The 23,234-nt window shown below is 46.4% G+C and carries 17 protein-coding genes, 1 tRNA gene and 2 pseudogenes; 14 read left to right on the plus strand and 6 right to left on the minus strand.

The window, feature by feature from the left end:
• Nucleotides 1–267 precede the first annotated feature (267 nt).
• The 4 genes and pseudogenes from FO447_RS05140 to FO447_RS05155 form a co-directional block, all read left to right on the plus strand.
• Nucleotides 268–741 (plus strand): annotated as a pseudogene (locus FO447_RS05140) (GNAT family N-acetyltransferase); the annotation flags it as partial.
• Between the two features lie 40 nt (nt 742–781).
• Entirely contained in the window at nt 782–1,174 is a 393-nt protein-coding gene (locus tag FO447_RS05145) for a TIGR04076 family protein (RefSeq protein ID WP_118141492.1), read from the plus strand.
• A gap of 83 nt (nt 1,175–1,257) precedes the next feature.
• Complete coding sequence (locus FO447_RS05150; RefSeq protein WP_118141494.1) at nt 1,258–1,773, plus strand: pyridoxamine 5'-phosphate oxidase family protein; 516 nt, start codon at nt 1,258–1,260, stop codon at nt 1,771–1,773.
• 171 nt (nt 1,774–1,944) lie between these two features.
• Complete coding sequence (locus FO447_RS05155; protein ID WP_200757990.1) at nt 1,945–2,835, plus strand: helix-turn-helix domain-containing protein; 891 nt, start codon at nt 1,945–1,947, stop codon at nt 2,833–2,835.
• Nucleotides 2,836–3,009: 174 nt separating this feature from the next.
• On the opposite strand, the gene FO447_RS05160 is transcribed toward FO447_RS05155, so the two are convergent.
• Nucleotides 3,010–4,299 carry an IS1380-like element IS612 family transposase gene (locus FO447_RS05160; protein ID WP_005814044.1) on the minus strand — a complete coding sequence of 430 codons (1,290 nt, stop codon included), beginning with the start codon at nt 4,297–4,299 and terminating at the stop codon, nt 3,010–3,012.
• A gap of 241 nt (nt 4,300–4,540) precedes the next feature.
• Between FO447_RS05160 and FO447_RS05165 the strand changes: the two genes are divergently transcribed.
• From FO447_RS05165 to FO447_RS05175, 3 genes are read left to right on the plus strand one after another with little or no spacing between them, the layout of a single operon-like run.
• Nucleotides 4,541–5,299, plus strand: a complete 759-nt coding sequence (locus tag FO447_RS05165) for a carboxymuconolactone decarboxylase family protein (RefSeq protein WP_200757992.1) — start codon at nt 4,541–4,543, stop codon at nt 5,297–5,299.
• Between the two features lie 11 nt (nt 5,300–5,310).
• Nucleotides 5,311–5,991, plus strand: coding sequence for a DNA alkylation repair protein (locus FO447_RS05170; RefSeq protein WP_200757994.1), 681 nt, complete (start codon nt 5,311–5,313; stop codon nt 5,989–5,991).
• Nucleotides 5,992–5,993: 2 nt separating this feature from the next.
• Complete coding sequence (locus FO447_RS05175; protein WP_200757996.1) at nt 5,994–6,434, plus strand: ribonuclease H; 441 nt, start codon at nt 5,994–5,996, stop codon at nt 6,432–6,434.
• A gap of 325 nt (nt 6,435–6,759) precedes the next feature.
• Here the strand turns inward: FO447_RS05175 and rhuM are convergent.
• Nucleotides 6,760–7,981: pseudogene (rhuM, locus tag FO447_RS05180) on the minus strand (RhuM family protein).
• A gap of 367 nt (nt 7,982–8,348) precedes the next feature.
• A tRNA-Arg gene (locus FO447_RS05185) sits at nt 8,349–8,423 on the minus strand.
• A 241-nt stretch (nt 8,424–8,664) separates the two neighbouring features.
• On the opposite strand from FO447_RS05185, the gene FO447_RS05190 reads away from it, so the two are divergent.
• The 5 genes from FO447_RS05190 (at nt 8,665) to FO447_RS15960 (ending at nt 16,186) form a co-directional block, all read left to right on the plus strand.
• On the plus strand, nt 8,665–11,898 hold the full coding sequence (locus FO447_RS05190; RefSeq protein ID WP_200757998.1) for a S41 family peptidase: 3,234 nt from the start codon (nt 8,665–8,667) through the stop codon (nt 11,896–11,898).
• A 245-nt stretch (nt 11,899–12,143) separates the two neighbouring features.
• The gene (gene ftsY / locus FO447_RS05195) at nt 12,144–13,097 is read left to right on the plus strand and encodes a signal recognition particle-docking protein FtsY (protein WP_117728375.1); all 954 of its coding nucleotides are present in this window, start codon (nt 12,144–12,146) and stop codon (nt 13,095–13,097) included.
• Nucleotides 13,098–13,100: 3 nt separating this feature from the next.
• On the plus strand, nt 13,101–14,402 hold the full coding sequence (gene rimO / locus FO447_RS05200; protein ID WP_022121781.1) for a 30S ribosomal protein S12 methylthiotransferase RimO: 1,302 nt from the start codon (nt 13,101–13,103) through the stop codon (nt 14,400–14,402).
• Nucleotides 14,403–14,459: 57 nt separating this feature from the next.
• The gene (locus FO447_RS05205) at nt 14,460–14,750 is read left to right on the plus strand and encodes an HU family DNA-binding protein (RefSeq protein WP_006846479.1); all 291 of its coding nucleotides are present in this window, start codon (nt 14,460–14,462) and stop codon (nt 14,748–14,750) included.
• Entirely contained in the window at nt 14,747–16,186 is a 1,440-nt protein-coding gene (locus tag FO447_RS15960; protein ID WP_234699068.1) for an HU family DNA-binding protein, read from the plus strand. Before FO447_RS05205 ends, FO447_RS15960 begins: the two co-directional genes overlap by 4 nt.
• A gap of 79 nt (nt 16,187–16,265) precedes the next feature.
• Here FO447_RS15960 and FO447_RS05215 read toward each other — a convergent pair whose 3' ends face one another.
• From FO447_RS05215 to radA, 3 genes are all read right to left on the minus strand, one after another.
• Complete coding sequence (locus FO447_RS05215; protein ID WP_118140314.1) at nt 16,266–17,390, minus strand: TlpA disulfide reductase family protein; 1,125 nt, start codon at nt 17,388–17,390, stop codon at nt 16,266–16,268.
• A gap of 76 nt (nt 17,391–17,466) precedes the next feature.
• A complete protein-coding gene (gene queC / locus FO447_RS05220; protein WP_117693736.1) occupies nt 17,467–18,120 on the minus strand; it encodes a 7-cyano-7-deazaguanine synthase QueC in 654 nt (217 codons plus the stop codon).
• 52 nt (nt 18,121–18,172) lie between these two features.
• Nucleotides 18,173–19,657 (minus strand): DNA repair protein RadA, encoded by a 1,485-nt coding sequence (radA, locus tag FO447_RS05225; protein ID WP_118066321.1) that lies wholly within the window; start codon nt 19,655–19,657, stop codon nt 18,173–18,175.
• Nucleotides 19,658–19,981: 324 nt separating this feature from the next.
• On the opposite strand from radA, the gene FO447_RS05230 reads away from it, so the two are divergent.
• The gene (locus FO447_RS05230; RefSeq protein WP_022121786.1) at nt 19,982–21,229 is read left to right on the plus strand and encodes a phosphoglycerate kinase; all 1,248 of its coding nucleotides are present in this window, start codon (nt 19,982–19,984) and stop codon (nt 21,227–21,229) included.
• 244 nt (nt 21,230–21,473) lie between these two features.
• Nucleotides 21,474–23,168 carry a putative transporter gene (locus tag FO447_RS05235; protein ID WP_117693730.1) on the plus strand — a complete coding sequence of 565 codons (1,695 nt, stop codon included), beginning with the start codon at nt 21,474–21,476 and terminating at the stop codon, nt 23,166–23,168.
• Nucleotides 23,169–23,234 lie beyond the last annotated feature (66 nt).

The following is a 23,234-nucleotide window of genomic DNA, read 5'->3' on the forward strand; positions in this document are numbered from 1 at the left end:
TGCTGATACAGATTGCGCTGATGGCGTATTTGCACATGAATTAATAACAAAATAAATAACTAAGTATATGAGCATTAAAAAGAATGGGATTTATTGGAAGGGCATCAAGCGCCGGATAGGGAGATTCTTTGAGAAGGTGCACGAATGTATACTTATCTTCACCGACTGGCTTGGGTAAGCACACAAAGTAAATAGACAGCAAAACATTGATATAATCTGATGGAAACAGAAAGAATTTTACTCCGCCATTAGCAGGAATCGGATGCAGAGGCACTCTTCAAGTACGCCTCAGACCCAGATGTGGGACCTCGTGCAGGATGGCCGACACATAAGTCTGTTGAGGAAAGTCGGGAGATAATCCGGACATTCTTCCATAATGAAACGACATGGGCGATTGTACTGAAAGAGACTGGCGAGGCTATCGGCTGCATCGGCTACTACACCCATGAAACCAGCAACATCCCTATCGGAAAAAACGATTGTGAGGTGGGCTACTGGGTAGGAAAACCTTACTGGAACAAGGGTATCTGCACCGAAGCCTTGAAGCTGATGCTCGACTACTGCATCAACGAGAAGCATTTTGAAAACATCTGGGCAGATCATTTCACAGGAAATCCTGCATCAGGAAAGATCATGGTAAAATACGGTTTCTCTGACATCGGAATGCTGAACAGATGCAGCCAGCTTGTGGGTGGCGACAAAGATATGGTTAAAGTGTTTAAGTACAAAGGATATAAATAAAGTGTTTAAGTACAAATGATTAAAATAAATTAAAAAGAATATGAAGCATAAAGTAAAAGTGACCGTTATAGACAAGAAAATCTATCCGGAACTACAGGAGAAGTATTGCGCCGACCCTAAAGCAGGAATGTGTCCATGCTACAATATTGGCGATGAGTTTATCTTTGAGCGTGACGAAGAGAACGACCATTTCTGGCATGGAGGATTGAATACACTCGTCAAAACATCCGCTGACCCGAACACGGTAGCTGGAGGTCCGAAAATGCCACATTGCTCTGAGGTATGGGATGCTATTTCACGATATATATACACCGGACTGCAAGGTGGTTCAATCATGAAGGGGTGGATGAAGCGTGAAAACGAAATGATATGCTGTTGTTCTGACGGAACAAGACCAGTCATATTCAAAATTGAGCGTATAGACGAAGAGTAGTTGTTTTGCGGGGCATGGATGGTATGGTTGGGGTTGGTCGCTGCGTTATTAGGATAAAAATAATCAAATTAATTAGGATAAAAATGAGAAAGGAATCAAGAGCAATGGATAGCCAATGGGCATTGGAAGTAATGCACAAGGCTACGTACATGACTGTAAGTTTCATTGACGAAGACGGCAAGCCTTATGTTTTACCCCTGTCGCTCGCATCTGATGATGATGTGAACTGGTATTTTCATGGTGCCTTGGAAGGCAAGAAGCTGGAGGCAATCAAGACTCATCCCGAGGTTTGCCTTTCAGCCGTAACCCGTTGTGCGCCTACGGTTGGTCCGAAAGACGGCAGTTTCACCCTGCAATTCAAATCAGCCATTGCATTCGGCAAGGCAGAAATCGTGGCAGATGAAGCAGAGAAGATTCATGGTCTCCGACTGATCTGTGAACGTTTTCTTCCTCAACACATGGATGCTTTCGACGAGAGCATCGCCCGTTCCCTTTCACGCACGGCTGTAGTTCGCATCACACTTACTGAGCCACCAACCGGCAAGCGCAAGCAATATGATAAGGAAGGCGTGGAGATGAAATATGGAAGAATGGAATAAATCTCCGATAATGGTAAAATCTTCCGGAAACCAGGTATAAGCTCTTTTGGAGAATGTGCGTATCTTTGCATAAGATAAGCTGCACTCGGCAATTTGAAAGCAAGCTTTCATTGCGCTCATTTGCATTATCTTTGCGCCCAAGAAATTTAGGAATTTAAAAGACTTAGGATTATGAAGGAATTATTCTTTAATACAATACAGGAGTTCAATGACTTCATAGGGGTGAAAACACTTCATCCTCTGGTGAGCATTGCGCGTGTAGAGAACACCTCTCCTATTCAGGAGGCTGTGCACCATTACGGACTTTACGCCCTCTTCCTGAAGGAAAACAAGGGCTGCAAATTGTCATACGGCAGAACAGAATATGACTTTGACGAAATGACCGTAACCTCGTTTGCTCCGGGACAATCGATTAAAGTAGAACCCATTCCAGGAGTTCCGATAGCCAAATATACGGTATTGATTTTCCATCCCGAGCTGCTCAACCGCACCCAGCTTGGCAAGAACATCTCCCGCTATGAGTTCTTCGACTATACAAGCAACGAAGCACTACATTTATCCGCTGCCGAGGTGAACATCTTCCGTGATGTACTCTCAATGATTGGACAGGAACTAGAGCATCCTATAGATAAGCATTCGCGTGAACTCATCGTTTCTAACATCGAGTTGCTGCTGAACTACTGTCTGCGCTTCTACGACCGCCAGTTCATCACTCGCGAGGAGATTAATCATTCGGTGGTAAAGAAGTTCATCTCTCTGCTCGATGAATACATTGCCCGGAAAGCGGAGCATGAAGGGCTGCCTACCGTAGCCTACTTTGCCGACAAATGCTGCTATTCTACCAAATATTTCGGTGAATTAGTCAAGACAGAGACTGGCAAAACCGCTAAGAGTATGATCAACGACCGACTGCTTTCTGCAGCCCGCCAACTACTTGTAGATGAAACCTTAACCATTACGCAAGTCAGCCAGCGCCTCGGCTTTGAATATTCTCAGCACTTCGTCCGCTTTTTCAAGGCGCAGACGGGCAAGACTCCAAGCGAGTACCGCAAGACTGCTTAAATATCCTAAAATCCGCAACTATCATCCAATACACGATTAAGGGTAGATTTATGAGTCGTTAGTAGCAGCTTTCAGTAAAAAGCAACAGCACAACATCAATATGTAGCCACCATCCCCTTACCCCACGATGCGACTTGAGGTAATACGCAGATTCAAACCGGAAAGAAAGGATTCTTATCCGAATTCTGTTTTGAAGGGTTTTGCATAAGCTCGGTTCTCTGTGTAGATATTCAGCACGTATTGCCTTGCAGTCATGATCCACTTGGCAGGTACGGAGATGAATCTGAAGACAAAAGCCTTTATGCGACTCGTTTTCTTGAGCCCAAAAGCCTTGGTGTCAAGCCTGCTCATGATGGTCTTGTAGAAATTGTGTATCAATGCAGTAAGCAGAAGAAAGACAGTATTCTCCGCCATGAATGACTTGGGGAGCCTGCTCCAACCGAATCCGTTGTTCATGTCGTCAAAGATACGTTCCTTGCCGCCACGCAGATTGTAGAATTCAACAATGTCCCTTGTCGATGACTTGTAATCGTTGGTCAGAATACAACGGTAAGTGTATTCGCCTTCCCACAGGTCAAGGTCGCCACTGTTGCGTCTTTGTCTCTGGATGACAAGACGATAGCACTTGCCTTCCCATTTCTCAACGAGAATGGAATTGAGTTCGAACTGGATGCCGTTAATCTCCTCCGTCTTCCATCCTCTCAGAGCAAAGATGTCATTGTAGAGCGAACTGCATCGGTTGGCACGGATGTAGAAATGTTTGCAATGCTTCTCTATCTCACTGACGATTTCCTTCGAGCAGGAACCGCAGTCTGCCCTGAAGCGATTTACACGGATGTTCTGGGATTCCAGAAGAGCGAAGAATCTCTTATGGGTGTCTGCCTGATGAAAACGCACATTCGTGTTACCATCGCTGTTCTCGATATAGACTATCTTGTCACCGATAACATATACGCCAGGCCTGTAGCCGAGGAACTTTTTGTAGGTCGGTTTTGCATCATACTTCTCCGTTTCAAGGAACTGATGGTCAAAGTCAACATCGTATTCCTCAATTTCCTTCAACTCGCCTGTAGAAACCAAAGCGTTTATAAGCAATGTGTTGAGTTTGTCTGCAGTATTGAAATCATAGGTCTTGCCTTGGTCGGAAGTATAGGAGATGTTTTCCTGTGTCAGTTCCTTGATGGCTCTGAGGATGGTATCAGAGCTGCATGTACGAAGGGTAGGATGATACGAGAGATGGCGCATCAGTTGTGACGTTACATCTTCCACGCATGAGCCGCCACAGAAATAAACGCTCATCAGCGAACGGACTATCTCGCTGAACTGATATCCGAAGATACTGCTGCATCTCTGACCCAGTGTTGAGTCGATAACGGGTGAAAGCATGGAGTCAAATTTCTCCATGATTGAAAAAATTCCTCCAAAAGGTGTGAGTTTCTCAGATTTAATTTGTATTTTTGCCATGTCATATTAGAGTTTTGCTTGTTTTCTTTTTGCAACACTAAGATAAGTGAAAATTCTGACATGGCAAAATCCTGGGCAACTTTTTGTTGCTCAGGAACTTATAAATAAAGTTAAATTATAGTGTTGCGGAATTAAGGAATATAATGAAGCATATATAGAATAACTGTTTTTTTTTTTACATCGAAGATGTTTCCTGGAGAAGAATTTGAAAATATGGAGAAGAATTAAAAAAAATGATACAATGAAGAAAATAGTACAGACAGCAGGGCGCACCCAACTGGGTGAGTTTGCCCCAGAGTTCGCCCACCTCAACGACGACATCCTCTTCGGAGAAGTATGGAGCCGCAATGACCTGCTTTCATTGCGTGACCGCAGTTTGGTAACCATCACTTCGCTTATCAGTCAAGGAATCACCGACAGCTCGCTGAAATATCACCTGCAGTCAGCAAAGAACAATGGAATTACTCGCACGGAAGCGGCAGAGATCATCACCCACATCGCCTTCTACGCAGGTTGGCCAAAGGCCTGGGCTGCCTTCAATCTGGCAAAGGAGGTATGGAACGAAGATGTAAAAGGCGACGATGCGAAGGCTGCATTCCAGTGCGAGATGATTTTCCCTATCGGTGAGCCTAACACCGCTTATGCCAAGTACTTCAAGGGCAACAGTTATCTGGCACAAATATCCGACAGTCAGATACCTTTCTTCAACGTAACCTTTGAGCCTGGTTGCCGCAACAACTGGCATACGCACCACGCCACAAAGGGCGGCGGGCAAATGCTGGTAGGCGTAGCCGGACGAGGCTGGTATCAGGAAGAAGGCAAGCCTGCACAGGAGATTCTCCCAGGCACAGTCATCCACATTCCTGCCAACGTGAAGCATTGGCACGGTGCAGCAAAAGACAGCTGGTTTGCCCACCTCGCCTTTGAAATACCTGGCGAGAACAGCTCCAACGAGTGGCTTGAGCCTGTGACCGATGAGAAATATGAAAAGTTAAAATAACAATAAGATTTATGACTTCACTTCAAGAAAGGCTGTTCGCCATGCAGGATAAGCAGTATGCTGCTTTCCAGGCCAAACTGACACCGGGAGTGCCTGTGGAGAGTTTCATAGGCATTCGTGTGCCTGTGCTTCGCAAGTTCGCAAAAGAATTTACAAAGGAAGTAGATTGCGAGGAATTTCTTCATCAGCTTCCTCACGAATACTACGACGAGAACATGCTTCACAGTCTCCTCATTTCCGAGGTGAAGGACTACGATGAATGCATTCGTCTTACTGACAGCTTCCTGTCATTCGTGGATAACTGGGCTGTTTGCGACATCATGTCTCCGAAGGTGTTTGCCAAACACAAGGAGGAACTATTGGTGAAGATCAAGACTTGGAGTAAATCGTCACACGTTTATACTTGTCGCTTTGGAATAGATACACTTATGTCTCATTACCTGGATGAAGACTTCAAGGCAGAATATCTTGAAATTCCTGCATCTGTAAGGAGCGAAGAGTATTACGTAAAGATGATGGTAGCCTGGTTCTTCGCCACCGCCCTTGCCAAGCAATGGGACCAGGCGATTCCCTACATCGAACAAAACCGCCTTGCTCCCTGGACGCACAACAAGACCATCCAGAAGGCCATCGAGAGCTACAGAATCACGCCCGAGCAGAAGGAATATCTGCGGGCATTGAAGATAAAATAATTATGACACAAGATACTTCTACATATTACGTTTGGATAGGTGGCTCATGTGATTATGGCCATAAAGAGCGAGCTGGTGGTGCTGCCGTTGTGATTGAGCATAACGGCAATATCATCAGCCGTGATGTAATCAGCGACCTACACACCACAGAGTTCCGCATGATGCTAACCCTCATGGTGAAGGTAATGCAGGAAATACCTAAAGGTTCCGACATTCTCTTCCTGACCAACGCTGCCTATATTCAGAACTTTGACAAGACTCCAACCTCAAAGTCTGCCAATCCAGACTTGATCATTCAATGCATCGAGGAAAAGAAAAGGTACAACTCAGTCGGAGTCAAGATTGTGCAATATCATAAGAGCCCATTGCTGATAGAGACCCACGATAGGGCTACGGAAGCAATGGCAAAGACAAGGAAGGAGTTTCATCAGAAAAACAAATAAATGTTTAGGGTCGTTTTCCGGTCATTAAGGTCACGGTCATTAAGGTCATTAAGGATTTCCGGTTATTCAAGATGTCTGACCCCAAATATGGTTTACAGCTAATGAGCGATGATTATATTCTTGAAAAGCTCATAGAAGAACTGAGGGAAACTCAATAACACCAAAAGTGAGCGGTTTATGTAAAAAGTTACGGAGATAATTCACATTTTCCGTAACTTTTTACATTTTCATCTTATATGTTTTTTGGAGCATTTCATTGCGTTAATTTTCTTATATAAGATAAGACAGTACTACTATGACATAATTCAAGCGCCATACTCAACCCCTATTCTTTTGGATCAATGTCAAATGGAAGCAATGGAGTATCATCATCATTTCCACTATTGAATCGGTCGAAATCCGAGATATAGGAACGGTCTTGAATAACCTTATATTTCTCATACTCAGAATAAGCCTTTTCTCTGGCTTCTTCTTGCGAAACCTTACCTGCACTACTCTTAGCATCATAGTCCATAGTTTCAAGCAACAGCTTCAGGCGATTCTTCCAATCCTCCATCGTAGTAAATTTCCGCATCAGCTCGCTCATAAACAATCTCAGCTGCCGTATGATTGGTAACCGCCAGGTGCATCATATTCTGCACCATCTTATAGAAGAGTTTGGTACTTTCAGCCTTTACATCATAATCTGCACTACACTCTGCATAAATATCAGTTATCTTCTGGTAGTATCTGCGTTCAGAAGTGCGGATTTCACGGATACGTTCCAGCAAATCGTCAAAATAATCCTTGCCGAAGTGCTTACCTTGCTTCAGACGTTCATCATCCAAGACATAACCCTTAATGATGAACTCCTTCAATACAGAAGTTGCCCATATACGGAATTGGGTTGCCTGATAGCTGTTCACTCGATAACCAACAGCGATGATAACATCAAGATTGTAGAACAATGGAGCACGCTCAACATCACGCTCTCCCTCCAGTTGAACTTGTTGAATTTTTCTACAAGTTGCCTCTCTTTGCAATTCACCAGACTCATAAATCTGAGAAATATGATAAGTGATAGTTGCTCTATCAATACCAAACAAAGCAGCCATCCTTTTCTGTGACATCCAAAAAGTTTCGTTGTTGAAAATCACTTCAATGCGAGTCTCTCCCTGTGCAGTTTTATACAGTAAAATATTGGATTCCAGTGAGTTCCGCATAAGTTCGGTTGTAGATACGGATTGAGAAAAATAGGCTCTTGCCTGCTTCACTAACAGCTTCCTTGAATCAGCATTCTCAGAAATGATCATACAAGCCATACGTGATAGATGGAAAGCTTCGACCTTGCGAAACGCTCCATTACCCACCTTGAACATGTCAACCGCATGGTTGAAATGTTCGTCTATATTCATACCTTTTTCACTGGCAACCTTGATTGCCTTGTCTATTACATTCTGGAATTTCCAATATCCCGAATAGCCCATCGCATTACAAAGTTCGCGTGAACTCCAGTATTCTTTCCCGTTATCATCCACTTTCCGAATTTCTTCGAATGTCGGACGCATGTCAGGCACATTATCATCAGGGAAACAGGCACCGAGGTACTTATCACGATGATCACCTCCTATGGACTTGCGCCGGGCGGCTGTAAAACGTTATCACTTCGCATGGTAGTGTTTATTCGAGAGCCGACATTAGCGCTTTTTGATAACACATTTGTAACACACATGGATGATTTCTCAATACATCAAATTCATAACATATTGATTAACAGCTATTTACAAAAAGAGTACATAAAAGAGGAATAAGTGATAAAATATATTTAAAAACAAAAAAAAGAACAACAGAGATAAGTACCTATGAATAAGCAACTTACTACTATTGTTCTCTCACGCTATTTTGTACAAATAAGTTTCATTTTGCTTATTATAGTGATTCCGTTGGGGTTCGAACCCAAGACCCACAGCTTAGAAGGCTGTTGCTCTAATCCAACTGAGCTACGGAACCAACACTTTTCAAAACGCAAACCAGCTAACCAATAACGCAATCAGCCACTTTTCTTATTTGCGGCTGCAAAGGTACATATATTTTTTGAATACACCAAACTTTTTCTCACTTTTTTCTTTTTTTATGCTTAAATATCGCAAAAAATAACTACCTTTGCATCCGTTAGGAGCAAGAAACAGCATTCTGACCCCGAAAGAGAAGAGATTTTTATAACGCATATTGAAACATAAAACATACGCAAATGAAAAAGTTAATCTTTTCAGTAGCCCTGCTCTCGGCAGCACTCTCTGCCAGCGCAGAAGAACATCCGCTCTGGATGCGCTACCCAGCCATCTCGCCCGATGGCACAACCATCGCCTTCGCTTATAAAGGCGACCTCTACAGTGTTTCTGTCAACGGCGGTGAAGCACGACAGCTCACAACCCATGCGGCCTTCGATTCGCATCCTGTATGGAGCCCTGACAGCAAGAAAATTGCCTTCCAGTCTAACCGCGAAGGAAGTCTCGACATCTTCGTAATCGATGCAAAAGGCGGTGCTCCTACCCGACTCACCACCAACAGCGGCAGCGAAACACCTATCGCCTTTGCAGACAACGACCATGTGCTCTACTCAGCCAGTCTGCAGCCTACAGCCCAGAGCATCATCTTCGGCGACAACACATTCCCACAAGTATATAAGGTAAGCACCAAGGGCGGAAGACCGGAACTCTTCTCTACCCTCACCATGGAGAATATCAGCATCGCCAAGAACGGCGACATTCTCTACCACGACAAAAAGGGATACGAAGACCCTTGGCGCAAACACCAGAAATCACCTATCGCTCGCGACATCTGGCTGAAGAGCAACGGTAAGTTTGCCAAGCAGACTACCTTTGCCGGCGAAGACCGCTCGCCAGTATGGACATCAGACGAGAAATCATTCTTCTATCTGAGCGAGCAGGACGGCACATTCAATATCTACCGCCGCAGCCTCAACAGTTCAAGCGACAAGCAGATTACCCACCACAAAGGCAATCCGGTAAGATTCCTCACTGCATCCAGCGCCGACCTGCTCTGCTACGGATATGATGGCGAAATCTACACCGTGAAAGAAGGTGGAGAGCCTCAGAAGGTGAACATCTCCATTACAACAGATAACGATGCTCCAAGCCTCGTACGTCAGATTAAAAGTTGGGGAGCTACGGAGATTTCCGTTTCGCCAGACGCCAAGGAAGTGGCTTTCGTGATGCATGGCGACGTATACGTAACTTCTGTAGAATACACCACTACCAAGCGCATTACCGACACACCACAGCAGGAGCGCAACCTGAGTTTCTCGCCAGACGGCAGAGCTCTGGTCTATGCAGCCGAGCGCAATGGCGTATGGCAGATTTACCAGTCTAAGATCAAGAACGAGAAAGAGAAGAACTTCACCTACGCTACCGATATCGAGGAAGAGCAGCTGGTGAAAACAGGCATTACATCGCAGTATCCGCAATACTCTCCTGACGGCAAGGAAGTGGCTTTCTTCGAAGACCGCGCTGCACTCCGCATCGTCAATCTGAAATCGAAGAAAATCCGCACCGTGCTCGATGGCAAATACGTCTACTCTTACAGCGATGGAGACATCGCTTTCGAATGGTCACCAGACAGCAAATGGCTCCTTTCAACCTATATCGGCAACGGTGGCTGGAACAACCAGGATATTGCGCTGGTAAAGGCTGACGGCAAAGAGGTTCACAACCTGACCAATTCCGGCTACAGCGACAGCAACGGCAAATGGGTGCTCGACGGCAAGGCTATGCTCTTCCAGAGCGACAGAGCCGGTTACCGCAGTCATGGAAGCTGGGGAGCAGAAGACGATGCCTACATCATGTTCTTCGACCTGGACGCCTACAACCGCTTCAACATGAGCAAGGAAGAGATAGAACTGGCTGACGCCAACAAGGACGAAAAGGAGAAGAAGGAAGACGAGAAGAAGGAAGAGGCTAAAAAGAAAGCTGACGAAAAGCAGAAGAAGACAGGAAAGATAGAGGTGGAAAAAGTGAAGCCACTGGAGCTGGACATCGAAAACTGCCGCGACAGAATCGTACGCCTCACCGCAAACTCTTCGCACATGGGCGATGCTGTGCTCTCTAAAGACGGCGACAAGCTCTACTACCAGGCAGCCTTCGAGGATGGTTACGATCTCTGGCAGCACGACCTGAAGGACGGCTCTACCAAGCTCGTGATGAAGGGCGTAGGCCAGGGCAACCTGCAGACCGACAAGGATGTGAAGAACCTCTTTATCTGCAACGGAAGCAGCATCAAGAAGGTGGATCTGAGCGGATTCAGCACCAAGGACATCAGCTTTGAGGCTAACTTCAACTATAAGCCAGCCGAGGAGCGCCAGTATCTCTTCGACCACATATGGCGACAGGTGAAAGACAAGTTCTACGACCCTAAGATCCATGGTGTTGACTGGGAAGGTTACCGCAAGACCTATGAGAAGTTCCTGCCTTACATCAACAACAATTTCGACTTCCAGGAGATGTTGAGCGAAATGCTTGGCGAGCTGAACGCTTCGCATACAGGAGCCCGCTACTACGCTTCGAACAGCGCGCTTACCACCGCCAACCTGGGAGTATTCTTCGACTCTCAGTACAAGGGCGACGGCCTGAAGATTCAGGAGATTATCAAGCGTGGTCCTTTCGATGTGAAGAATACGGGCGTAACAGCCGGCAGCATCATCGAGAGCATCGACGGCGAGGAGATTAAAGCCGGAATGGACTACTTCCCATTGCTCGACGGAAAGGTTGGCAAGAATGTACGACTCGGCATCAGAAACGCCAAGGGCAAGAAGATGGAGGTTACGGTAAAGGCTATCTCTCAGGGCAAACTCAACAACCTGCTCTACAAGCGATGGGTAGACCGCAACCGCGCTTTCGTTGACAGCATTTCGGGCGGACGCATCGCTTATGTTCACATTAAGGCGATGGATTCGGAGAGTTTCCGCACCGTTTACAGCGAACTGCTGAGCGACAAGAACCGAAACAGAGACGCTGTAATCGTAGACGAGCGCCATAATGGTGGCGGCTGGTTGCACGATGATCTCTGCACCCTACTCAACGGCAAGCAATATCAAGAGTTTGTACCTCACGGTAAGGTCGTTGGCCGCGATCCGTTCAACAAATGGGTGAAGCCATCTTGCGTCATGATCTGCGAGAACGATTACAGCAACGGTCACGGTTTCCCATGGGTTTACAAGGAACTCGGAATCGGCAAGCTGATCGGTGCTCCTGTAGCAGGAACCATGACAGCCGTATGGTGGGAAACGCTGATGGACAACACGCTGGTATTCGGTATTCCTCAGGTAGGCTGCCGCGACATGCGTGGCGTGTTCGGCGAGAACACCCAGCTGAACCCAGACATCGAGGTTTACAACAGTCCGGAAGATTTCATCAATGGCCATGATACCCAGCTCGAAAGAGCCGTAAAGGAAATGATGAAGAAATAAACAGAACGCCCTGCAAGGGTCCAGAAGCCAAACCACTTCTGTCCCTTTGCAGGGCGATTTGTTTTTGTATCTGACAACATTATTTATTAAACCTTATTAACCCACAATATCGGCGAAAACCCTTCTGTCATGACATAAAACCCTCTAAATCTTTACTTTTTTTCTTGAAAAGGGCGAAAAAGCAAATGAAAAAGCCATAAAATAAAAAAAAATGAGTATCTTTGCAGAAGATAAAAAACAAGATTATGGGATTATTCGGATTATTCAGCAACAAAAAGAAAGAAACTCTCGATAAGGGACTTGAAAAAACCAAGGAGAGTGTGTTTGGCAAACTGGCGCGCGCCGTTGCCGGAAAGTCTACCGTCGATGATGATGTGCTCGACGATCTCGAAGAGGTACTCATCACCTCAGATGTAGGTGTAGAAACCACGGTCAAGATTATCCGCCGCATCGAAGAACGTGTGGCCCGCGATAAATATGTTTCAACCAGCGAGCTTAACCGCATTCTGCGCGAGGAAATCGCCATTCTCCTCTCCGAGAATCACAGCGATGACCTGGCAGACTGGGATCTCCCTGCCGACCATAAGCCTTACGTTATCCTCGTAGTAGGCGTAAACGGCGTGGGCAAGACAACCACCATCGGCAAACTGGCTTACCAGTTTAAGAAGGCTGGCAAGAAGGTTGTTCTGGGAGCTGCTGACACCTTCCGTGCCGCTGCCGTAGAGCAGATTTGCATCTGGGGCGAGCGCGTGGGTGTGCCTGTAGTGAAACAGCAGATGGGAAGCGACCCAGCAAGCGTAGCGTTCGACACCCTGCAGAGCGCCAAGGCAAACGGCGCCGACGTGGTGCTCATCGATACGGCAGGCCGACTGCACAACAAGGTGAACCTGATGAATGAGCTCAAGAAAATAAAGGAAGTGATGAAGAAGGTAATGCCTGAGGCACCAGACGAGGTAATGCTCGTGCTCGACGGAAGTACCGGACAGAATGCATTCGAGCAGGCTAAGCAGTTCTCTGCCGTTACCAACATCTCCTCGCTCGCCATCACCAAGCTCGACGGAACCGCTAAGGGCGGCGTTGTCATCGGCATCAGCGACCAGCTCAAGGTGCCTGTAAAATACATCGGACTAGGCGAAGGTATGGAAGATCTGCAGCTCTTCAACAAGACAGAATTCGTAGACTCGCTCTTTAAAAATTAGAAAATGAAGAAAAATCAGATAGATATTATTACCCTGGGCTGCTCGAAGAATCTCGTAGACAGCGAGTTGCTGATGAAGCAGTTTGAGGCAAACGGCTACCATTGCGTTCACGATTCCAAGCGCCCTCAGGGCGAGATAGCCGTCATCAATACGTGCGGATTCATCGAGGATGCAAAGCAGGAAAGCATCGACACCATCCTGGAGTTTATCCAGGCTAAGGAAGAAGGCCGACTCAGAAAGCTCTACGTAATGGGCTGCCTCTCGCAGCGCTACCAGAAGGAACTGGAAGAAGAAATGCCCGAAGTGGATAAGTTCTACGGCAAATTCAACTACAAGCAGCTTCTGCAGGAACTCGGCAAGGCGGAAGTTTCATCCTGCAACGGCCAGCGTCATCTCACCACTCCGCGCCATTATGCCTACATCAAGATAGCTGAGGGCTGCAACCGCCACTGTGCCTACTGCGCCATTCCTATCATCACCGGCAAGCACGTTTCCCGTCCGAAGGAAGAGATTCTGCAGGAGGTGCGCGAACTGGTGGCAGAAGGCGTGAAGGAGTTTCAGATTATCGCTCAGGAACTCACCTACTACGGCGTAGATATTGACGGCAAGCATCATATTACCGAACTCATCAGCGAGATGGCTGATATTCCGGGCGTGAAATGGATTCGCCTGCATTATGCTTATCCGAACCAGTTCCCTATGGATCTTCTGGACGTGATGCGCGAGAAGCCAAACGTATGCAAATATCTCGACATTGCCCTCCAGCACATCAGCGACCACATGCTCACCAGCATGCATCGCCACGTAACGAAGCAGGAAACCATCAATCTGCTGAAGGCCATCCGCGAACGCGTGCCAGGCATTCACATCCGCACTACGCTGATGGTTGGTTTCCCAGGCGAGACAGATGAGGATTTCCACGAGCTCCTCGACTTTGTACGCGAACAGAGATTTGAGCGCATGGGCGCCTTTGCCTACTCTGAGGAAGAAGGAACCTACAGCGCCACCCACTACGAAGACAACGTGCCTGCCGAGGTAAAGCAGCGCCGGCTGGACGAACTGATGATTCTGCAGCAAGACATCAGCTCTGAGATTGAGGCAGATAAGGTGGGCAAAACCATGACCGTTATCATCGACCGCAAGGAAGGCGATTACTACATCGGACGAACAGAGTTCTGCTCTCCGGAAGTAGACCCTGAGGTTCTGATCCGTGCCGATGAGAAGCGTCTGCGCGTGGGTTGTTTCTATCAGGTAGAAATTACTGCAAGCGAGGAATTTGACCTCTATGGCAAGGTGGTGAAATAATCATTCTCTCCCCCATAGCCTGGAGTTTTAGAAATTTTGACTACATATTAAATAAATATGAACAATAAGGAATACATCGCTGAACTGGCTCAGCAAACCGGCTATTCGCAGGAAGACACCCAGAAGTTGGTGCGCAAGGCGATAGACGCTATGATTGCCGAGTTTGAGGATGGAGAAGCTGTCTCTATCCCCAATTTTGGCACCTTCGAAGTGAAGAAGCGCATGGAGCGAGTGGTGGTTAATCCTACTACCAAGAAGCGCCAGCTGGTGCCGCCTAAGTTGGTGTTGGGTTTCCGACCGGTTGCTTCGGTCAAGGAAAAACTAAAGAATGGAGGGGATGAGCAATGAGCAAATTCAGTTTAAATACACTCGGAAAACTGCTTGCTGACAAAAGCGGGCTGAGCCAGGTGGAAGCAGAACTCTTCATCCGGAAAATGTTTGATGTGTGCAACCAGGGACTCGAAGCCGACAAGCAGGTGAAGATAAAATGGCTGGGCACCTTTAAGGTACAGGCCACGAAAGACCGTGAGAGCATCAATGTGAACACGGGCGAGCGCTTCACCATTGAAGGCAGAGACAAACTCACCTTCACGCCTGACAACATCCTGAAAGAAATCGTGAACAAGCCATTCGCCCAATTTGAAACGGTGGTGGTAAATGACGGCGTAGATTTCGATGAAATAGATGAGAAGTTTGGAGAAGAACAGACAGAAGATGCTCCTGCACAAGTAATCGATTTTCTGGACGAAGAAAAAACTGCAACTCCAAATCCGGAGGTTGTTGTAATCGGATCTGAAAAGGAAAAAGAAAAAGAAGACGAAGACGAACTGGCAAAGCAAATTGCTATTGAACAAGCTAAACTGGAAAGATTAAAACAAGCCCAACTGGAGCAGGAAAGAATACAGAAAGAAAAGCTTGAAAAAGAAAAGCAAGAGCAGGAAAGACTGGAGCAGGAAAGACTGGAGCAGGAAAGACTTGAGCAGGAAAAACTTGAGCAGGAAAGACTGGAGCAGGAAAGGCTGGAGCAGGAAAGACTGGAGCAAGAGAAGCTTGAATTAGCCCAGCAACAGCAAGCCCTGAAAGCAGTTGTTGAACCTGCAGTACCTGCATCAGATGAATCTGAAGAAGAAGAGGAGGAAGAAGAATCTTCCAATTCTCATCATATTGTTATTCCTCGCTATCTGGTTGTTGCAGTCTGTCTCATCGTAGTAGCTTTGATTGGCGGAATGGGATGGTTTGCCTTCAACTATGGTCAGATGACTGCCCAGCGCGATCATCTAGCCATGCAGCTAAACCAGTATCACCAGGCTCCAGCCAAGAAAGTCCCAGCCAAACCAGCTGCCGCCCCACTCTCTCAGGAACAGAAACTCCGCCAGAAAGCGATGGAAGACAGCATCCGTATGGCTAAAACTGCAGAAGCAGTAAAACTGGCTGAAAAATCGGATGAGGAAAGTGCTAGCGCTGAAAAAGCTAAGCAGGCTGAAGCAAAAGCTAAGGCTGAAGCGAAAGAAAAGGCTAAAGATAAAGCCGAAGAAAAGGCTACTTCGAAAATAGCATCATCCCAGTATGACAAGGATGCTCGCGTACGCACGGGAGCTTACCGAATCATAGGAGTTGCCCAAACCGTTACGGTTGGCGCCGGTCAGACCCTCGAACAGATCAGCACCCGCTATTTAGGTTCTGGCATGGAATGCTACGTAGAAGCCCTGAATGGTACAAGCACCGTAAAGGCCGGACAGAAAATCAAGATTCCGAAACTGGAATTGAAAAAGAAAAAGAAGTAAAATACTGAACAAACAAAAAATCGCCCTGTAAGAGCAAATATATTTTTGCACTTACAGGGCGACATTGTTTTATGTAATATTACTTGCCCAACACTTCATCAAGCAATGTGTAGAAAGCTGGATCCTCACCAACAATAGTCTTGATAATCTTACCATTAGCATCTATCACAATCTTTGTAGGGAAGCCCTGAACAGCGTAATCGCTGAGAACCTTGCTGTCCTTCGGATTGTAAACATGAATCCATGGCAGCTGGTGCTTCTCAACAGCAGCCTTCCACTTAGCCTCTGTATCATTACAATCTACACCAAGAATTTCAAACTTACCCTTGTACTTTTCGTAATACTCCTTCATCTTAGGCATTCCCTTGATGCACCATCCGCACCATGAACCCCAAAAGTCGAGAACTACAATCTTGCCGCGAAGGCTGGAAAGCTTGAAATCATTTCCTTTAATATCCTTCAGCGTGAAGTCAGGAGCCTCAACACCAGCAGCCTGCACCTTCTTAGCCTTCTCCTCAGCCTCAGCACGCTTCTTAGCCATATCAATCATTGGCTGGTAGAAAGCCTTCATTCTGCCGTTTTTCACATTCTCAGAGAGCAAGCCCAGCAGTTTCTCCATCTTGCTGACATCATCAAACTGCTCTATGATAGTAGCACAAGCCTCATAATCAGGATGCTGCTTTACGAAATCGAAAATCTTATCGTCCTTTGCCTTTTGCAGGGCAGGAGCCTTCTGCTCATATTCTGCCATGATGCTCTGCTGGGTCTCACCATTCTTGATTCTCTGGTTCAGGGAAGCTTCGTAATCTCTCAACTCCTTATTAGCAGTCTCCAGCAGAACATCTACTTCATGATACTGCTGATAGAACTTAGAACCCGAAATATCGAAGCGGTTCTTTGTATCGCCCTTAACTTCAGCCTTCTCGCCAGGAACACAAGGCAGGTTGAACATAAACTGACCAGCACCACGATAAGTTTCAGGTGAGAGGAAAACGTATCCGGCAGCCTTATCAAGGTTTGCAGAATAGGTAAACTTGCCATTCTTCACCAAAACCGTATCCATCTTAACATTTCTACCCTTGTAAACAAGTACAGAATCGGAATTGAAATTCTTCAAATCCACCTTCAACTGGAAGTTGCTCTTCTGAGCCATCGCAACAGTTGATGCAAGCATCAACGCCGCAGATAAAATCGCTGTTTTCATTTTTCTTTTATTATATTTATTCTGATTACACCTTATTATATATAGGGAACGAAGAACGTCTGGTTCATCTTCATCCTTATTCTTCATACTCGGTAGTATCCTCAATACCCGCCTCGGCCAAAGCCTCCTTGCGCTCTACGCAGGTTCCGCATTTGCCACAATGCTTCTCACCGCCCTTATAGCAGCTCCAGGTTTCAGCATAGTCAATGCCCAACTTCTTACCTATCTCAGCAATCTGCCCTTTGGTAATATTCGTATAAGGAGCCACTACGCGCACATCAACGAACGTTCCTGCTTCAGCAGCCTCATCAATCGCCTTGATAAACTCCGGACGGCAGTCAGGATAAATCGTATGATCGCCACCATGGTTCGCGATGAAAACTTTCTTCAGTTTATTACTCTCTGCAATGCCGATGGCAATGCTCAGCATGATTCCATTACGGAAAGGAACCACCGTACTCTTCATATTATCAGCAGCATAATGACCCTCAGGAATTGCATCGGCACCTTCAAGAAGAGAACTCTTGAAATACTGATGCATGAAACCCAAATCTATCGTAATATGCTTGATTCCCAAACGCTCACAATGCATCTTGGCGAAAGGAATTTCACGCTCGTTATGATTACTTCCATAGTTAAAACTAATGCCGAGTGCAATCTCGTCTTTCTTATCGTAGAGCAGCGTGATGCTATCCATGCCGCCACTCACAATGATTACTGAATCCTTCATTTTACTTTGAATTTTGAATTTTGAACTTTGAACTGTATGATTACTTTTTACTTCACCCGAACAGGCAGCGGAATGCTTCTTCCACCTTCCTTACGGGATGAATTTCTATCTTATATTTCTTATGGTCGAAACCATGATTGTTGTATTTCGGAATGATGATGTGCTGGAATCCGAGTTTCTCGGCCTCAGCAATACGCTGCTCGATACGGCTCACCGGACGGACTTCACCGCTCAGACCTACCTCGCCCGCCATACACCAGCCTTGCTCGATAGGTGTGTCAACATTGCTGCTCAATACGGCTGCCAACACACTCAAGTCCATGGCAGGATCGGTTACTCTCAATCCTCCGGCAATATTCAGGAACACATCCTTCTGCATCAGTTTGAACCCCACACGTTTCTCTAGAACCGCCAGGAGCATGTTCAAACGGCGCTGGTCAAAACCCGTTGCCGAACGCTGCGGAGTTCCATAGGCTGCTGTTGAAACCAAAGCCTGCGTCTCTACCAGGAACGGACGAACACCCTCGATGGCTGCGCTGATGGCAACACCCGAAAGCCCGTCATGATCTTCGGTAAGAAGCAACTCTGAAGGATTGCTCACCTGTCGGAGTCCGCCTTGCATCATCTCGTAGATTCCCAACTCAGAAGTACTTCCGAATCGGTTTTTGATGCTTCTCAAGATGCGGTACATGTAATGCTGGTCGCCCTCAAACTGAATCACCGTATCTACGATGTGCTCCAGAATCTTTGGTCCGGCAAGCGTTCCCTCCTTATTAATATGTCCTATCAGAATAACCGGAATGCCACTCGTCTTGGCAAATCGGAGCAGGGAGGCTGCACACTCACGAACCTGGGAAACAGAACCCGGCGAGCTGTCTACTTCTTCTGTAGCAATAGTTTGGATAGAATCTATAACTATCAGCTGTGGAGCCACTTCCTGGATATGGCTGAAGATTTTCTCCAACTGTGTTTCGCAGAGAACCGTAATATGATCAAAGGCTCCTTCTGATGAAAGAGAAACCGTTTTCTGTGTGTCCGCAGATGAACCCTCTCTGAGCATCGCCTGTCCTTTAGCCAACCGGTCGGCACGGAGTTTAATCTGATGGGCACTTTCCTCTCCGCTCACATACAGGATGCGGCGGTCAGTCATGTTCAGAATAGTCTGCAAGGTGAGCGTACTCTTACCGATTCCCGGTTCACCGCCCAAGAGCGTGATGCTGCCGGGAACCATTCCGCCACCCAGCACACGGTTCAGCTCCTCGTCCCTCATATCGATGCGCGGTTCATCAATCGCAGAAATATCGCGAAGCTTCATCGGCGCAGCGTCATGCTCGCTGTGCTGCCCGCCAAACATCGTGGCAGCCCCACCATGACGCATGGTCATTCCGGCATTCTTCGCAGCCTGCGATCCGGAATCGGCAGCAATACGAATTTCCTTAAATGTATTCCATTGTCCGCAGCTAGGACATTTGCCCATCCATTTGGCACTTTCCTGTCCGCAATTGCTGCACACAAAAGCAATCTTATCTTTCGCCATTTTATCTCATTTATATGTAATAACGTTTTAACTGCGCACAAAGGTACTATTTATTATCGAAAAATCCAAAAAAAAAGTAATTTGTTAAGAATATATTTCATTTCTCTCCATTTTGTTTAACAAATCAGGCAGAAGGAAGCGCAAAACACGAATTTTGCAAACCCGATATAGCAAACAGACGATTTCATCTACTAAAAATCATAAAAACCGCTACTATATTTTGCTGATTCAAATATAATTTGTATCTTTGCCTTCGGTTTTTGAAACCAGCAGAAAGGTTTAGAACAATAAATTAGTACATAAACTAAATAAAATTTAGGTAAAATGAAAATTGAAGATTTTAACTTTGCCGGTCACAAGGCAATCGTGCGCGTTGACTTCAACGTGCCATTGGATGAAAATGGTAATGTAACAGACGACACTCGTATCCGCGGTGCCCTTCCTACATTGAAGAAGGTACTTGCAGACGGCGGTGCGCTCATCATGATGAGCCACATGGGTAAGCCAAAGGGCAAGGTTAAACCAGAGCTTTCTCTCTCTCAGATTGTTAAGAACGTATCAGACGCTCTCGGCGTAGACGTTAAGTTCGCTAAGGACTGCGGTAACGCTGATGCTGAGGCAGCTGCCTTGAAGCCAGGTGAGGCTCTCTTGCTCGAGAACCTCCGCTTCTATCCAGAAGAGGAAGGCAAGCCAGTTGGCGTTGAGAAGGGTACTCCAGAATTCGATGCTGCTAAGGCTGAGATGAAGGAGCGTCAGAAGAAGTTCGCTGCTAAGTTGGCTTCTTACGCTGACGTATATGTAATGGACGCATTCGGTACAGCTCACCGCAAGCACGCTTCTACAGCTGTCATCGCTGATTCTTTCGACAAGGATCACAAGATGCTCGGTTTCTTGATGGAGAAGGAAGTTAAGGCTGTTGACGCAGTTCTCGGCAACATCAAGCGCCCATTCACAGCTATCATGGGTGGTTCTAAGGTTTCTACTAAGATCGGTATCATCGAGAACCTGTTGACTAAGGTTGACAACCTGATTCTCTGCGGTGGTATGACTTATACATTCTCTAAGGCTCTCGGTGGCAAGATCGGTATGTCTATCTGCGAGGATGACAAGCTCGACGTTGCTCTCGACGTAATCAAGAAGGCTAAGGAGAACGGTGTAAACCTCGTACTCGGCACAGACTCTATCTGCGGTGACGACTTCAAGAACGACTGCAATACTCAGGTTTGCCCATCTAACAACATCCCTGACGGTTGGGAGGGTATGGACGCAGGTCCTGAGACTCGCAAGGCTTTCGCAGCTGCCATCAAGGGTGCCAAGACTATCCTCTGGAACGGTCCTGCAGGTGTATTCGAGTTCGACAACTTCGCTGGTGGTTCTAAGGCTATTGCTGACGCAATCGCTGAGGCTACTAAGGAAGGTGCATTCTCACTCATCGGTGGTGGTGACTCTGTAGCTTGTATCAACAAGTTCGGTTTGGCTGATCAGGTATCTTACATCTCTACAGGTGGTGGTGCTCTCCTCGAGGCTATCGAGGGTAAGGTATTGCCAGGTGTAGCAGCTATCGAGAAGTAATCTTATGTTTAAAAGAAAGCCATTTGAAAAAAGGGCTTGATTTTTTACAAGAAAAAAATAGGTTGGAGGGCATCCTATGTGATGTCCTCCAATTTTCAGTTTTAACTGAATCCCCTAATAATCTACAGATTCTCTCTATAAACAGAACTGTATCTTTCATTTAAAACAAGCAACAGAAAACATAAATTCTAAAATCATTTGGTAAACTACAAGGAATATAATTTTCTGATTTTAAAACGAATACATGGATTGGATTGTTAATCTCTTCACCAATACCGAGTCGGTGGCTCACATCGCCCTACTCTACGCTATCGTGATAGCTATTGGTGTTTACCTCGGAAAGATAAAGATTGGCGGCATTTCGTTAGGTGTCACCTTCGTTCTCTTCGCAGGTATTTTGGCTGGCCACGTTGGCTTCACCGGTCCAAAGGAAATTCTCACTTTCGTGCAAGACTTCGGCTTAATCCTCTTCGTCTTCATGATTGGTCTCCAGGTAGGACCTGGTTTCTTCGAGAGTTTCAAGAAAGGTGGTGTTACGCTCAACATGCTTTCGGCTAGCGCTATTCTACTCAACATCCTCGTGATGTTTGGTTGCTATTATCTCTTCTTTGACACAAGCAACCCTAACAACTTGCCTATGATGGTAGGTACTCTCTATGGTGCGGTTACCAATACTCCGGGTCTTGGTGCTGCCAACGAGGCTTTGCTCAGCGTCTTCCCTAATGGTGCTCCAAGTATTGCCAACGGTTATGCTTGTGCTTATCCTCTTGGTGTAGTAGGCATTATCGGTGCTACTATCCTTATCAAGTACATCTGTAAGATTAATACTGCTGATGAGGAAGAACAGCTTAACGAAGAAGATGCTGCAAACCCACACGCTAAGGCCCACAACATGCACTTGCGCGTGGAAAATGCTTATATTACAGGCAGAACGCTGAGAGAAGTTTCAGAATTCTTGAACCGTGACATTGTATGTTCACGACTGCTCCACAATGGCGAGGTGAGCATTCCTAACAGCAAGACTAAGTTTGAGGTTGGAGACGAATTGCTCGTTGTATGTGCAGAGGCTGATGCTGAAGCCATCAAGGCTTTTATCGGACCAGAGGTTGAAGCTGAATGGGACCGCGAGAAGGATGAAGTACAGCACTTTGTTTCTCGCCGTATCATCGTTACCCGTCCGGAAATGAACGGTAAGACCTTGGGTAAGATGCACTTCTCCAGCGTATACGGCGTTAACGTAACACGTATTTCCCGTCAGGGAATGGACATTTTTGCAGGCAGAAACCACCACTTCCACGTAGGTGATAAGATTCTGGTTGTAGGTCCTGAAGAGAATGTGAACCGTGTGGCTGAAATCATGGGTAACTCTGTAAAGCGCCTCGATGCGCCTAACATTGCTACTATCTTCGTAGGCATTATGGTAGGTATTATCTTCGGTTCTCTCCCATTTGCCATTCCGGGAATGCCGGTGCCTTTAAAGTTGGGTATTGCCGGAGGTCCGCTGATCATCGCCATCCTCATCGGCCGTTTCGGCTATCGCATGAAACTGGTAACTTATACGACGACTTCGGCTAATATGATGCTGCGAGAAATAGGACTTGTACTCTTCCTGGCGAGTGTGGGAATCAAGGCTGGAGCCGGATTCTGGGACACAGTAGTACAGGGTGACGGTTTGAAATATGTGGGATGTGGTTTCCTCATCACCGTTATTCCTATCCTCATCATCGGTACAATTGCCCGCCTGAAGTTTAAATTCAACTACTTCACCATCATGGGTATGCTCGCCGGTACTTACACAGACCCTCCTGCATTGGCTTATGCAAATGCTTCTTGCTCTAAAGAAGCTCCAGCTGTAGGATACTCTACGGTTTATCCATTGAGCATGTTCCTCCGTATCTTTACAGCCCAGATAGTGGTGCTGTTCTTCTGCGGAGCGTAAGACTTACAAAAGTTAACAAAACAACTGGAAATAGTTATAAATTATAAAAGAGGTGCACAAAGACAA

It is taken from the genome of Segatella copri, from assembly GCF_015074785.1.
In the GTDB taxonomy this organism is placed as follows: Bacteria; Bacteroidota; Bacteroidia; order Bacteroidales; family Bacteroidaceae; genus Prevotella.

Coding starts and splice junctions, on each gene's coding strand:
- FO447_RS05145 (WP_118141492.1), top strand. CDS start 782: ATGAAGCATAAAGTAAAAGTGACCGTTATAGACAAGAAAATCTATCCG.
- FO447_RS05150 (WP_118141494.1), top strand. CDS start 1,258: ATGAGAAAGGAATCAAGAGCAATGGATAGCCAATGGGCATTGGAAGTA.
- FO447_RS05155 (WP_200757990.1), top strand. CDS start 1,945: ATGAAGGAATTATTCTTTAATACAATACAGGAGTTCAATGACTTCATA.
- FO447_RS05160 (WP_005814044.1), bottom strand. CDS start 4,299: ATGGCAAAAATACAAATTAAATCTGAGAAACTCACACCTTTTGGAGGA.
- FO447_RS05165 (WP_200757992.1), top strand. CDS start 4,541: ATGAAGAAAATAGTACAGACAGCAGGGCGCACCCAACTGGGTGAGTTT.
- FO447_RS05170 (WP_200757994.1), top strand. CDS start 5,311: ATGACTTCACTTCAAGAAAGGCTGTTCGCCATGCAGGATAAGCAGTAT.
- FO447_RS05175 (WP_200757996.1), top strand. CDS start 5,994: ATGACACAAGATACTTCTACATATTACGTTTGGATAGGTGGCTCATGT.
- FO447_RS05190 (WP_200757998.1), top strand. CDS start 8,665: ATGAAAAAGTTAATCTTTTCAGTAGCCCTGCTCTCGGCAGCACTCTCT.
- ftsY (WP_117728375.1), top strand. CDS start 12,144: ATGGGATTATTCGGATTATTCAGCAACAAAAAGAAAGAAACTCTCGAT.
- rimO (WP_022121781.1), top strand. CDS start 13,101: ATGAAGAAAAATCAGATAGATATTATTACCCTGGGCTGCTCGAAGAAT.
- FO447_RS05205 (WP_006846479.1), top strand. CDS start 14,460: ATGAACAATAAGGAATACATCGCTGAACTGGCTCAGCAAACCGGCTAT.
- FO447_RS15960 (WP_234699068.1), top strand. CDS start 14,747: ATGAGCAAATTCAGTTTAAATACACTCGGAAAACTGCTTGCTGACAAA.
- FO447_RS05215 (WP_118140314.1), bottom strand. CDS start 17,390: ATGAAAACAGCGATTTTATCTGCGGCGTTGATGCTTGCATCAACTGTT.
- queC (WP_117693736.1), bottom strand. CDS start 18,120: ATGAAGGATTCAGTAATCATTGTGAGTGGCGGCATGGATAGCATCACG.
- radA (WP_118066321.1), bottom strand. CDS start 19,657: ATGGCGAAAGATAAGATTGCTTTTGTGTGCAGCAATTGCGGACAGGAA.
- FO447_RS05230 (WP_022121786.1), top strand. CDS start 19,982: ATGAAAATTGAAGATTTTAACTTTGCCGGTCACAAGGCAATCGTGCGC.
- FO447_RS05235 (WP_117693730.1), top strand. CDS start 21,474: ATGGATTGGATTGTTAATCTCTTCACCAATACCGAGTCGGTGGCTCAC.